The sequence below is a fragment of the Paenibacillus dakarensis genome (assembly GCF_001373415.1).
Classification (GTDB): Bacteria; Bacillota; Bacilli; order Paenibacillales; family Paenibacillaceae; genus Paenibacillus_AQ; species Paenibacillus_AQ dakarensis.
On the sequence record NZ_CDSE01000065.1, the window covers coordinates 1 to 12,899 of the forward strand.

Genomic DNA, 12,899 nt, shown 5'->3' on the forward strand with positions numbered 1-12,899 from the left:
GTATTTTGCTGGCGGTTGTTATTTATTTCGTTTGGTTTTAATGCTTGGTATCAAGCTGAAAAGGACGCCTTCTCAGGTCAGTATGGCCTGTGGGGGCGTTTTTCTATTTGGTAGGCGATACAAATGCTTTATTGTTGCGGTGTAGAGACCGCTCCACGGTCGAAACATTCTGTTGGGGCGATGTGAGACGCTACACGGTCGAAACATTCCTCCAATCGCTGTTGTCCTCGAATTTCATGATTTATTTTCTCAATGTTGAAATTCGAGGACAGCCTATGCTTCCGATGTAGCTTTCTTACAGAAAGCTTGTAGCCGAACGCTTCGCTTCTCCGGAATTGTTTCGTCCGTTCCGCTGCTTCGTGCTGGTCAATCACCTTTATTTCTTCGACTAAGCTTAAAGTAGCCCTCATCCTCACGCTTCACGATCAGAACCTCGTTGTCCTCGTTTGAGGAAAAGATCTCTTCACCAACTTCTAATATATTGGATGAGAAATTGCCTTTAGGGAATACATCGGCGTTTACTTTAGTTTGTACCTCGCCTATCTTTTCTCCGGCTGTAAATTTATTATCATCATCACCACTCAACAAATATTCTTGGTCGTTAACGATCAGAATTCCGGCGTAGCAGGCTGAACTGGAGTTATTACAGCCTGTTAGCAGAGTTGCTGCAAAGAGTGCGATTAGAGCAAACAGGAACATTTTTCGTTGCACAGATGCTCCCTCCTTTTTCATATAAAACGCTGCCAGCGTGCACAAGGTTACCTGGACACTGAAATATTTATTACAACGAATGGATGTGCTAAATCCTTTTTATGATAGGCTGTCGATCCAGGTCCGATGGATAACAACATATGAAAGGCTAGTCAGCCAGGAATATGAGAGTAACACATCGAATAAGAAGCATAAGCTGGTTGATCTCGCCTGTTTACTGAGACAGATATAAACCAAACTTCGGCTTTTTGCGTATTCTAGTTAAGCAAATGGGCGAAAATAAGGGAGTGGATTCGAATGAGATTTAAAATCTTTGCGCGCGGGTTACTTTTATTGTTCATTACCATTTTAGCTGCGTGTTCCTCTGATTCGTCTTTGGGACAGTCGGAGAAGAAGCAGATGGTGGAAAATGTGAAGTCAGTTGAAGAGAGTGAGTATGATCTTATTTACTTTAACAAATCATATGAACAATATCATAAAGTTGTAAATGGAATTGTAAGTGAGGAATACTGGGCGTCGATCAGTGATGAGATCGTATTCGGATATGATAATGTAACCTACACGAGAGATGATCTGGCGAATATGTCGCAAGAGGAGTACGACCAACATAAGAAACATATGCTTAATTTAATTCATGGAGTGGGTATGGATAAACTCAGTGCGACGGTTCGTATATCGGATGTGTATAAAGGAAATTCGTCCAATCAAGTCAATATATATACAATTGAGAATAAAGAGATGAATGAGCTCCCATTCACCGCAACTACTAAGAAGTATACATTGGAGAAGCATAGCGAAAACTGGCTTATTACCGACGTGGAGCAAGATAAATTCACTTATGGAAGCGAGCAGACAGAAAAGGAAATGGAAGATGGAATCAAAAATCTAAAGTATCAAACCAATGAAGATGAGATTATTAGTTATCCAACGTTAATCGTATTATCAGGAGCAGGTAAATAAATGTCATAATAAAAAGAAAAACATCCGCAAAGCGAATGCTTCACAGATGTCTCTCTTGTTTACGATCAGATTGATCTTAACTGAACGGGTTTACCCTGGCGGGCTGACTCGTAAGCTGCAAGCCCCACGCGGGCGGACAGATAACCGTCTTCACCCGATATTTGAACAGGCTTACCTTGAATAATGCTGTCGACAAAGCTGTTCACGAGCCCGGAATCCATGTCATCTCCCCAATAACTCCAGTTGGCTTTCTGGGCAGCATCGCTGTAAACATCGTTCTTCTGAGCAAATGAATCGACCATTAGAGTTCCCTTGGTTCCGATGATCTCCAGGGTAACGTCTCCCCATGTCGGGAAGCTGCGGGACCGGGACCAGCTTGGATCAAGAACTGCAAACACGCCATTCGCAAATTTCACGTGGACCATGCCTGCGTCATCAATGTCTGTATCGTGGAACAGCGTTTCAGCATGAGCATATACTTCCTGGACAACACTGCCTGTAAACCAGTGCATCAGGTCCATGACATGAACGGTATGATCGAACACTGCTCCTCCGCCCGACAGCTCCTTATCTATGAACCACCCGCCCGGCATCGTACCGCGATTCGTCCCTTTCATTGCAACAATCTCTCCGATGACACCCTCATCAACTGCCTGTTTCGCCTGACGAACAGATGTCAGATAGCGGCATGGGAACGCCGTCATCAGCTGGACCCCATGATCCTTGCACACCTGAATCATGTGAAGCATCTCCTCTTCAGACAGGCCGAGCGGCTTCTCACATAGTACATGCTTGCCTGCTTCAGCTGCTTTAAGCGTAAGCTCTGCATGACGGGAATTCTCGGAGCAGATCACAACAGCATCCACTTCCTGTGCAAGCAAATCTTGATAATCTGCATAGTATGCAATTCCATTAGCTGTCGTAAATGGAGCTACACGTTCAGCATTCTCATCCGCAATACCAATCACTTCGACATCACTTCTCTGCAGCATTGCATGCAGGTAACTGGCTGCATGCATATGTGCAAAGCTGATAAAACCTACTTTTATCTTGTTCATGATGTGATTCCTCCTATACGAACTGGCTGTCCTGTCTTCGCCGATTGTTCACAGGCCAAGGCGATCTCTACAGCTCGGCAGGCATCTGCCGCACTAACGATTGGCTCGCTTCCATCACGAATACAATCGATAAAGTGTTGTAGTTCATGATAATAAGCATCATGCACCATAGGACTGGAAGGTACTTGTACTGCAGAGCTTTCACCTGTTGATTCGTGTACTCTCTTGACGTCCAGCGACTGAACTTGATTGCTGTCAAAACGAATAATTCCGTCTGTACCCGAGATCTCAAACTGCGTGGTAAATTCCCCGGGATAACCCCAAAATCCTGTCAGGTTAGCAATGGCTCCGTTTACAAATTTCATCGTTACCTGGGCATATTCCATTTCGGATGAAGAAGGCTTCGTAATCGAAGCGTATACAGACTCCACATCACCAAACAGCCAGCTGCTAAAGTCGATGTCATGAATCATCAGATCCATAATGACACCGCCACTTTTGGTGCGGTCATGATACCACATGTCCACTCCCTTCGGATAGGATCCAAAACGTTTGAAATGAGCCATTTTGGCCTCTCCAATTCTGCCGGACTTCGCATTCTTGTATGCATCCCGGTAATTGGGGAAGAAACGGACGACATGTCCGATAAATAACCGGACACCCTTCTCGCGGCAAACCGTCTCCATTTCTGTGGCATCTTCCAGAGTAAGAGCTGCAGGCTTTTCACAAATAACATGCAAGCCGCGCTCGGCAAGATTCAGCACAAAGGTTTTATGTAAATATGTTGGCAAGCATACGGCAACAATCTCCGGCTGCTCTTGTTTAATCATCTCTTCCCAATCCGTATAGGCGGTAGCGCCGCTTGCTTGCGCCGCCCGATCCGCACGCCCTTGTATCAGGTCTGCAACTCCGCATACTTGAACGTCAGGCATAGTCGCTAAATTACGGGCATAGATCATCCCCATTGTTCCGCATCCAATAATAGCAATTTTCATAGTAGAACCTCCATTCTGTGTTCTTAATTAGCTTGATCCGTCATTGCCCACTTTACGGCTCCGATAATACCGGCCCGATTGCCCAGTTCCGCCTTGGCAAGCCGAACAGGCAGCACACACTTCTCTTGGAGCTTTTCATTCAGTTCCTTACTCCACCCCGGATATCCGTCTGATACCCCTCCGCCAAGAATAATTAATTCCGGATCAAATGCCTGCTGAACAGAGATCAAACCTCTGGCCAGGTCGGACAAATAACCATCCATTGCTTCTGCTGCTTCTTGAATCCCTTCCTCATACGCCTGAACGAGATATCTGCTGCTCCATTCCGGATTCACAGAACTCGCAATCCGGCTGAGCGCAGTACCTGAGCACTTCGTTTCCCAGCAGCCTTGTTGGCCGCAGGTACATGCAGCTCCATCTTTATCAACAATGAGGTGACCGATTTCAGCAAAACCGCCGCGCAGCCCTGGTATAACCTTTCCTTCGTATACAAAAGCGCCGCCGATGCCCGTACCGAGTGCGACAAGCATAAAGGAATGAACTCCCTTGCCTGCCCCAAGCCATGCTTCTCCCCATGCAGCCGCATTTACATCATTTTCAACCGATACTCGGTATGGAAACTGTCTTTCGATCTCTTTCTTAATTTCTGTTCCGGTCCAGCCCGGCATATTATCCGTAGCGTAAACGATGCTGCCTGTAGAACGGTCAACACGACCTGCTGTACCAACGCCGATCCCGATAATTTCAGCATTCTCTGCCTGCTGTTCAAGCGTATGAATCAGCCCTGAAGCCGCTTCCAAAATTCGTTTACTGCCTTCCAGGGCTGGAGTTTTCACAGTGATCGGTTCTGTCATATTCCCGTCCGGATCAACCAAAGCCCCTTTAATCTCTGTCCCGCCAATGTCGATTCCAATCCAGCGCTTCATTCTGTACCTCACTTTTCCTGAGTGAATTCCTGATGATATCAAATTTAACAGCAAGAAATTGGACAATTGCTTAGTCCTGCTTTAATTATTCGATTTCTTATCCTAAATTCCCTTCCCTTCATTGTATTTGTTAATAAACTTACTGGATTTCGTAATCGTAATCAATATCAAATCACATAGAAAAAGAAGGTCTGTCCCACAGAGATAAACCTTCTCTATTCCTTAATCCATATAACCGGCAAGACCCTGTTTTATCAGATAATCCATCTCCGCATCCAGGATGTTCTCCACGGTCAGCTCGTCCAGCTTCACATCCTTACGGCTCATCACATAATCCACAAGATCATCGCTGTCGATATCTATGTCGCCCTTAGCGCCTTTATGTGCATTATCGATATACGCCTGTTCATGCTTCAATACCAGACGAATGTTCTGAGGGGCCGCTTGTGTCTTGCCTGAGATATAATCAACAAGCTCCTGCTCGTTTAGTGTTTTACCCATAGCGATTCAACTCCTATCCTGTATATGTATTGTCATTTTGACACAGAAAACTCAACAGCTCCGTTCATTCCCCACATGAATAATTTTCATTCACATAACTTTTTAAAGGAACCGTTGCACTAATCCCGAACAGTTGTTATGTTAACAGTTGTTAAGGTACGCATCAAGTAAATTGAATACAAACTGGAGGTAATCATGGAGAACACAGGACTCGGAGGAAAGAGCATTATTCTTAGGCTTGAAATGAATACGCAGGAAATAAAATTTGGACAGGTCGCTTCTGCGATATTTGATGCAGGCGGAGATATGGTCGCCATCGATGTCATTCAAGCCAACGGCCATCTTACCGTCCGCGACATTACCATTACGGTCAACGAAAGTAGTGATATACATAAAGTCACTGACGCAGTTAAGAACCTGAAGGGCGTCCGGCTCGTCAATGTTTCAGACCGTACTTTCCTGATGCATCTGGGCGGAAAAATTGAAACACAGCCCAAAGTACCGATCCAGAACCGTGACGACCTGTCCCGAGTATATACGCCTGATGTAGCCCGCGTATGCTCTGCTATTCAGGAGGATCCGAAGAAAGCCTATAACTTAACAATCAAAAGAAACACAGTTGCTGTCATATCTGATGGAAGCGCCGTTCTTGGCCTGGGCAATATCGGCCCTTATGCAGCCATGCCCGTTATGGAAGGTAAGTCCATGTTATTCAAGCAGCTCGCTGGTGTCGATTCCTTCCCGATCTGTCTGGATACACAGGATACTGAAGAGATTATTGCTTGCATTAAGGCAATCGCTCCGGGCTTTGGAGGCATTAACCTGGAGGACATCGCTGCTCCGCGCTGTTTCGAGATAGAGGAAAGATTGCGCAGTGAGCTGGATATTCCGGTCTTCCACGATGACCAGCATGGAACAGCCGTCGTACTGTATGCGGCTCTCATCAATGCGCTGAAAGTGGTAGGCAAAACTATTGATCAAGTGAAAATCGTGGTGTGCGGTATCGGAGCAGCGGGTGTTGCCTGCAGTAAAATTCTTTTGTCTGCAGGAGTTAAAGAGCTGATCGGTGTTGACAGGGAGGGTGCCATTACAGCAGGAAATACTTATAATAACAGCATGTGGCAGTGGTATGCCGAGAACACCAATCCGAACCGTATTCAAGGCTCCTTGAAAGAAGTCATTAAAGGAGCAGATGTCTTTATCGGCCTTTCTTCAGGGGGTCTGCTTAAGCGTGAAGATGTACAGTCTATGGCGGACAACCCCATTGTGTTCGCAATGGCCAATCCGACACCGGAAATCCGCCCGGAAGAGATAGAGGATATCGTCGGTGTCATGGCTACTGGCCGATCCGATTATCCAAACCAGATTAACAATGTATTGTGCTTCCCGGGTATTTTCCGTGCAGCGCTGGACTGCAGAGCAACTACGATAAATGAGGAAATGAAGCTGGCTGCTGCTGAAGCGATTGCCTCCGCAGTATCGGATGAAGAACGTAATTCTTCTTATATCATTCCGAGTGTGTTTAACCAGAATGTTGTAAAGGCGATCCGTGAGCTGGTGGTTAAAGCAGCGGTAAGCTCCGGTGTTGCCCGTAAGCTTCCGCGTGACAAGTAGAGTAAACTCAAGACCGGATGTTTGATGCATCCGGTCTTTCTCTATACCAGCTGCTCTATAATCAGGTGTCCAATTATATCCTTGAGGAGTAGGTATGATGAATAAAGACTCACTTGTTCGAAAATTCAATAAACAGGCCCCCACTTACGAGCGCAATAGCAGACAGCGTACGCTTGGCAAGTGGAGAAGCGCGCTGCTCCAAGGTATAGAAGGAAATGTTCTGGAGGTTGCTGTCGGAGCGGGTGCGAATTTCCCTTACTACAATCGGGATGCTGTAGACCTTACCGCAGTTGATTTCAGTCCGGAAATGCTGAAAAGTGCAGAGAGAATGGCTTCAGAGTTACATCTCGATGTGACGTTTAAGCAGCATGATATCGAAACACTCCAACTGCCCGAAGGATCCTTTGACAGCGTAGTATCCACCCTATCTCTCTGCGGTTATGAGGACCCTCTGCGCGCCATTAATATGATGAATGAGTGGTGCAAACCGGGAGGCTCCATCCGCTTGATGGAGCATGGAATCAGTGATAACAAGCTGCTAGGCACGGTACAGCATCTCGTTAATCCTGCTGCCCGACGAATATCCGGCTGTCACTTGAACCGGGATATTCTCGGTATCATTCAATCTTCTGGTGTGGAGATCATTAAATCCGAGCGTTATTATGGTGGAATGGTTCACCTGGTATGGGCAAGAGCAACTTAATTCCACTCAAAAAAAAACGCTGTATTCGCGGCACGTAGCGCAAATTACAGCGTTTCATTATTTTAATCATCATTCATAGCATTAATTTTGATCTGTTGACTCGCCCCAGCACTCCACATTTTGAAGACCTTGAATGCTGTCCTTTTTGAACACAGGGTCCAGACCTGCTTTCTTCTGCTTCGTATAATCCTTAAGCGCCTCAAAAGCAATCTTCGATAGCAGTGTAATGGCAATCAAATTCACAATTGCCATCAATCCCATAAACAGATCGGCCATATCCCATACCAGCTTTACGCTTGTTACTGAACCAAAGAGTACCATAAAGATCACGCATCCTCTGTACAGCCAGAGCCAGATCCTGTTCGAATTAAGGAACTCAATATTAGTCTCTCCGTAATAATAATTCCCCAGCAGCGTACTGAAGGCAAACAAAAGAATCATGATAGCCAGAAAATCGGAAGCCCAAGGGCCCAATTGCATACCAAGCGCTGCTTGAGTCAATTCAATTCCATCCAGTCCGGTAATCTGGTATGCGCCTGTGAACAAAATAATAAACGCTGTGCTTGTACAGATGACAAGCGTGTCGATCAACACACCCAGGGACTGAATTAAACCCTGCTTGGCCGGATGGCTTGTGCTTGCGGTTGCCGCCGCGTTAGGAGCGCTACCCATACCTGCTTCATTAGAGAACAGACCTCGCTTGATTCCGTTCATGAGTGCAGCACCAATTGCCCCACCGAAAGCCTGCTCCAGGCCGAAGGCACTTTTCACGATCAGGGATAAGACTTCCGGCAGTTTAGTAATATTGACGGTGACTATAAACAACGCCGTACCCACGTAAGCCACAGCCAATACAACGACAATCCATTCAGACCACTTCGCAATTCGTTTTACACCGCCAAAAATAATGACTGCAAAACATACTGCCATAATAACGCCCAGCGTTAATCGGTCTATACCGAATGAATTCTTAAATGCAACGCTGATCGTGTTCGATTGAACGGCATTAAATACTAGGCCGAAGGACAGCGTAATGAGGATCGCAAATAGTGAACCCATCCAGCGCTTTTTCAAGCCCTGCTCCATGTAATAAGCAGGCCCGCCGCGGAATTCGCCTGTATGATGATCCCTAACTTTATAAATCTGTGCTAAAGTACTTTCAATAAAGCTGGACGCCGATCCTATGATCGCAATAATCCACATCCAAAAGACCGCTCCCGGGCCTCCAAGCGATATAGCTATGGCCACACCGGTAATATTCCCGGTACCAACACGGGCTGCCATACTAATCGCAAAAGCCTGAAAGGGTGAAATGCTGCCGGGCTTACTATCCGTGGAATGCTTTATAACCCGAATCATTTCTTTAAAGAGGCGGAACTGCATAAATCTCATTTTGTAAGTGAAATACAGACCACCAGCGATCAGCATCACAATTAACAACTTTGACCAAATAAAATCATTCGTAGCATTGATAAAAGATTGAATAGCTTGCTCCATATGATGTTCCTCTCGTTGTATAATCTAGTCACTAATAAATCTCTGAAAGTCATATTATAACCTGCACACATCCTTATTAAAAAGCGGTTAATTGTGGAGATTTACTGAAGTGCTCCTCCATACAAAAAAGGCCATCCCATGCTTAGGATGACCTATATTTGTTAGATTATTTCCCAAACTCATTCATTTTCGTATAAATCAAAACGGCATCTCTCAGAAACTCGGCTGTTCCCGGCTGCTCTGCGTCATAATACGCTTTGAAACGCTCATCATCAACATACATTTGAGCCAGGCCTGCATGGGCTTCCTTGTTGTATTCATGCCAGTAATACGTCAACCACTGCTTGTGAAGGTCTGCTGCTCTCTGAGCAAGATCACCTGCCGGGTCTCCCTGCTTGAACGCCTCGGACAGCGCTGCCTTCACTTCCTTCTCAAGTCTGGTGACCTCTTCGTACTGCTCCGGAGTCATTCCTTTCAGCTTCGCGTTGGATTGATTAACTGCATCCTCACCATATTTCCCGCGAATCTCCTTGCCATACTTCTTCTCGTTCTCCTGAATCATGTTCTGTTTAAATCCCTCGAACTTCTCTTGATCACTCATTATAATTCTCCCTTCCGTGGATGCAATCGTCTTGTCCACATTTCTTATTAATAGGTCCAGCTGTTTTCTTCTGTGCTGAAGCTGCTCCCGGTGATGCTTAAGCGCTGTTATGCTGTCAAAAGAAGGCGATGTGATGATTTCTTTAATTTGGTCCAGCGGCAGGTCAAGCTCCCGGTAAAACAAAATTAACTGCAATCGGTCCACCTCTGCCTGACCATAAATACGGTAACCGGATGAGCTCAGTCTTGTTGGCTTCAGAATACCGATTTCATCATAATAGCGGAGCGTTCTTGTACTGACCCCTGCCAGCTGTCCCAGCTTCTGTACGGTGTATTCCATGCGTTCACCTCCTTACAAATTCAATTTACACCTTGACGTAACGTTAAGGTCAACACTTATTTTATTGTTTATGTAAAAAAGACCGATAACCATTATTCGGCACCGATCTAATCATCATAGCTATAATGCTGCTCTATTAATTAGCTTCAGCTTCTTCTGTGTCTGCCTTCTTGTCGGACGCGGTATGCTTCTCGTTTATCCACTCTTTCAGGGGTTCTGTCATTTGATCTTTCATCTTCTGAATCAGATCATCCTCGGAAATTCCTTTTGCAGACGCAAGCTCAGCAAGTGACTTTCCTTCCTGAAGTCCTGCCTTCAGGTCATCCTCTGTCATACCGAGTATTTCAGCAATTTCTTCTGGATTCACGAATCGGCCTGGGCCATGCCCCATTCCTTTTCCCTTTCCATGTCCTTCTCGTCCCATATCACTGCTCTCTATGGCTTGCGACAATCGTTCACTAAGCTTCTCCTTCTGCTCTGCTGCTTGGGTCTCTGTAAGCTTGCCTTCGCTCAGGCGCTCTTCGATTTTGCTGGTTTCCTTATTTATTAGTTTTTGCAAAAAGACTTCTTTAGTCACGCCTTTCCCTTCCGCGATCTCCGCAAAAGTCTTACCTGCCCCGAGCTGTGTCCGAATCTCGCTCTCCTCCATACCAAGCACTTCGGCGGTATTGCTCATTAAATTCCCGCCTCTAAACCCGCCGTGGTGTCTCCCTCTATCCCCATCCCTCTTACTCTTCTCATCAACCGATGAGGAGGCTGTTCCTGAAGTGTTCTTGTCTGTATTGACGGTGGATGAATCTGTGCTTGCTGCAAATGTATTATTTTGCACGTACAAGCCTCCTCCGAGCAATACACTGGCAGCAATGCTGCTTACCAGTACTTTCTTTCCGATATGATTCATCATGTAAAGTCTCCTTATCAATATATTTTCGCCTTACATAACGAAGTATAAGGAATTAACCTGAGGACAAACTTAGTGGAAGATGATAAGAGGCTTAGGATAAGCTGAATGTTCGCTGAATGTTTCCAAAAGAAAAAGCCTGCCTTCCCGGACAGCATCCAGGAAAGCAGACTATGTTCATGTAAACTGCCTTTATTCTTTAACCACCAATTTCAGCGGTGCCGCGATCATTTTCTCTACCTCTTTACCTTCGCGTACATCTACAGCGGCCTTCACGGCAAGCTGTCCAATCAAATCAGGCTGCTGTGCAATCGTTGCGGTCAGATTACCCGCCTTGATGGAATTCAACGCATCCTCGTTTCCGTCAAAGCCAATAACCATAATGTTTTTACCTGTACTTTGAATGGCTTCAATTGCACCAAGCGCCATTTCGTCATTGTGAGCGAACACGGCTTTAATACCCGGATTTCCCTGAAGCAGATTCTCCATTACGTTCAATCCTTTTGTCCGGTCAAATTCAGCGGATTGCTTGGCAACCACCTTCAGCTCTTTGTCTGCCACGTCATGGAAGCCTTTGCCCCGCTCACGGGTAGCGGAAGCACCCGGTACGCCTTCCAGCTCAACGACCTTGGCACCTTTACCAAGCTTTTCAACCATATATTCAGCGGCCATCTGTCCGCCCTTGATGTTGTCTGAAGCGACCAGGGTTTCTACGTCACCTTTCTCTGCAGAACGGTCAAGCGTAATCACGGGAATACCCAAGCTGTTCGCCGTCTGAACCACCGGAGAAATCGCAGATGAATCGGTCGGGTTGATCAGCAGCATATTCACGCCTTGCTGAATCAAGTCATCCACGTCATTGCTCTGTTTAGCAGAGTCATTCTGAGCATCCACCACGACGACCTCAATGCCCTGTTTGGATGCCTCGGATACAACGCCCTCCTTCAGCGATACGAAGAACGGGTTATTCAGTGTCGAAATGGAAAGGCCGATTTTCAAATCCTTTACATCTCCGTCGGTACTAGGCTTCGCCCACTCAGGCGGTTCGAGAGAGCAGCCTGTCAAAAAGACCAGCATCAATGATACAAGGAACAAAGTTGTTTTTTTCATCGTTAGTTCTCCCCTTAAGCCGATTTCTTCCGGTCGAGCAGTACGGCAATCGCGATAACGACACCTTTAACGACCATCTGATAGAAGGAATTGACGCCGAGCAAGTTCAGTCCGTTATTCAATGTTCCGATAATAAGTACACCGATCAGCGTACCTACAATCCGTCCTCGTCCACCGGAAAGGCTTGTTCCACCCAATACTACAGCAGCGATAGCATCCAGCTCATACGAAGTACCAGCTGTTGGCTGCGCGGAATTCAAACGGGAAGTCAGGATCGCACCGGCAAGAGCAGAAAGCATACCTGCCAGGGAGTAGATCATGATCTTCACACGCGATACTTTAATACCCGATACAATCGAAGCTTTTTCGTTACCGCCAATAGCATACGTTTTTCGACCAAACGAAGTTTTGTGCAAAATAACCCACAGCACTGCAAATGTAATGATCATGGTAATTGCCGGAACCGGAATGCCGAGCAGATAGCCGCGGCCAAACAGCTGGAAGGCCATGCTGTCACCAAGACCGGTAATCGGATTACCTTCTGTATAGACAAGCGTAAGTCCTCTGAAAATCGTCATTGTTGCGAGTGTTGCGATAAATGGAGCCATTTTTCCTTTTGTAATCATCAAGCCGTTGATCATACCCATCACGCCGCCAAGCGCAACGCCGAGAATAATCGCAAGAATCGGGTCAAACCCGGATACCATCATATTAGCGACAAATGCACTGGAGAGTGCGAGTATGGAACCGACCGAAAGATCGATACCGCCTGTCAAAATAACAAACGTCATACCAAAAGCAATCAAAGCGTTAATGGATACCTGACGAAGCAGGTTCAGAATGTTAAGCGGCTCTAAAAAGCTTGGATTTAAGACAGACACGATAATGATCAGGATTATTAATCCGAGAAGCGGTCCGAGTTTCTGCGTTACGTTCGACACCTTGAACCCTTTTCCAGCCTTAGCATCATTCATTGTTGTCAT

13 protein-coding genes are annotated in these 12,899 nt (G+C 46.1%); 3 read left to right on the forward strand and 10 right to left on the reverse strand.

The features are described from left to right. Positions 1-366: 366 nt before the first annotated feature. Positions 367-711, reverse strand: coding sequence for a S1 domain-containing protein (locus BN1234_RS15875; RefSeq protein ID WP_054957642.1), 345 nt, complete (start codon positions 709-711; stop codon positions 367-369). 297 nt (positions 712-1,008) lie between these two features. Here BN1234_RS15875 and BN1234_RS15880 point away from each other — a divergent pair, with 297 nt between their 5' ends. Beyond that, a complete protein-coding gene (locus BN1234_RS15880; RefSeq protein ID WP_054957643.1) occupies positions 1,009-1,671 on the forward strand; it encodes a hypothetical protein in 663 nt (220 codons plus the stop codon). Between the two features lie 65 nt (positions 1,672-1,736). Here the strand turns inward: BN1234_RS15880 and BN1234_RS15885 are convergent, their stop codons facing one another. The 4 genes from BN1234_RS15885 to BN1234_RS15900 all read right to left on the reverse strand — a co-directional run bounded on the left by BN1234_RS15885 (position 1,737) and on the right by BN1234_RS15900 (position 5,151). Then, positions 1,737-2,729: a Gfo/Idh/MocA family protein gene (locus tag BN1234_RS15885; protein WP_054957644.1), complete on the reverse strand. Its 993-nt coding sequence runs from the start codon at positions 2,727-2,729 to the stop codon at positions 1,737-1,739. Further along, entirely contained in the window at positions 2,726-3,724 is a 999-nt protein-coding gene (locus tag BN1234_RS15890) for a Gfo/Idh/MocA family protein (RefSeq protein WP_054957645.1), read from the reverse strand. The genes BN1234_RS15885 and BN1234_RS15890 overlap by 4 nt, the downstream gene beginning before the upstream one ends. Before the next feature lie 23 nt (positions 3,725-3,747). Further along, positions 3,748-4,650 (reverse strand): ROK family protein, encoded by a 903-nt coding sequence (locus BN1234_RS15895; RefSeq protein ID WP_054957646.1) that lies wholly within the window; start codon positions 4,648-4,650, stop codon positions 3,748-3,750. A 222-nt stretch (positions 4,651-4,872) separates the two neighbouring features. Then, positions 4,873-5,151: a hypothetical protein gene (locus BN1234_RS15900; RefSeq protein ID WP_054957647.1), complete on the reverse strand. Its 279-nt coding sequence runs from the start codon at positions 5,149-5,151 to the stop codon at positions 4,873-4,875. Between the two features lie 195 nt (positions 5,152-5,346). On the opposite strand from BN1234_RS15900, the gene BN1234_RS15905 reads away from it, so the two are divergent. Together BN1234_RS15905 and BN1234_RS15910 are read left to right on the forward strand one after the other, a co-directional pair. After that, entirely contained in the window at positions 5,347-6,765 is a 1,419-nt protein-coding gene (locus tag BN1234_RS15905; protein ID WP_054957648.1) for an NAD-dependent malic enzyme, read from the forward strand. A 94-nt stretch (positions 6,766-6,859) separates the two neighbouring features. Further along, positions 6,860-7,468, forward strand: coding sequence for a class I SAM-dependent methyltransferase (locus BN1234_RS15910; protein WP_245640195.1), 609 nt, complete (start codon positions 6,860-6,862; stop codon positions 7,466-7,468). 81 nt (positions 7,469-7,549) lie between these two features. Here BN1234_RS15910 and BN1234_RS15915 read toward each other — a convergent pair whose 3' ends face one another. The 5 genes from BN1234_RS15915 to rbsC all read right to left on the reverse strand — a co-directional run bounded on the left by BN1234_RS15915 (position 7,550) and on the right by rbsC (position 12,899). After that, a complete protein-coding gene (locus tag BN1234_RS15915) occupies positions 7,550-8,965 on the reverse strand; it encodes an alanine/glycine:cation symporter family protein (RefSeq protein ID WP_054957650.1) in 1,416 nt (471 codons plus the stop codon). 166 nt (positions 8,966-9,131) lie between these two features. Beyond that, positions 9,132-9,905 carry a MerR family transcriptional regulator gene (locus BN1234_RS15920; RefSeq protein ID WP_054957651.1) on the reverse strand — a complete coding sequence of 258 codons (774 nt, stop codon included), beginning with the start codon at positions 9,903-9,905 and terminating at the stop codon, positions 9,132-9,134. Between the two features lie 136 nt (positions 9,906-10,041). Then, positions 10,042-10,809 carry a hypothetical protein gene (locus BN1234_RS15925; RefSeq protein WP_245640196.1) on the reverse strand — a complete coding sequence of 256 codons (768 nt, stop codon included), beginning with the start codon at positions 10,807-10,809 and terminating at the stop codon, positions 10,042-10,044. Between the two features lie 189 nt (positions 10,810-10,998). Then, positions 10,999-11,916, reverse strand: a complete 918-nt coding sequence (gene rbsB, locus BN1234_RS15930) for a ribose ABC transporter substrate-binding protein RbsB (protein ID WP_054957652.1) — start codon at positions 11,914-11,916, stop codon at positions 10,999-11,001. A 14-nt stretch (positions 11,917-11,930) separates the two neighbouring features. Further along, positions 11,931-12,899 carry a ribose ABC transporter permease RbsC gene (gene rbsC / locus BN1234_RS15935; RefSeq protein ID WP_054957653.1) on the reverse strand — a complete coding sequence of 323 codons (969 nt, stop codon included), beginning with the start codon at positions 12,897-12,899 and terminating at the stop codon, positions 11,931-11,933.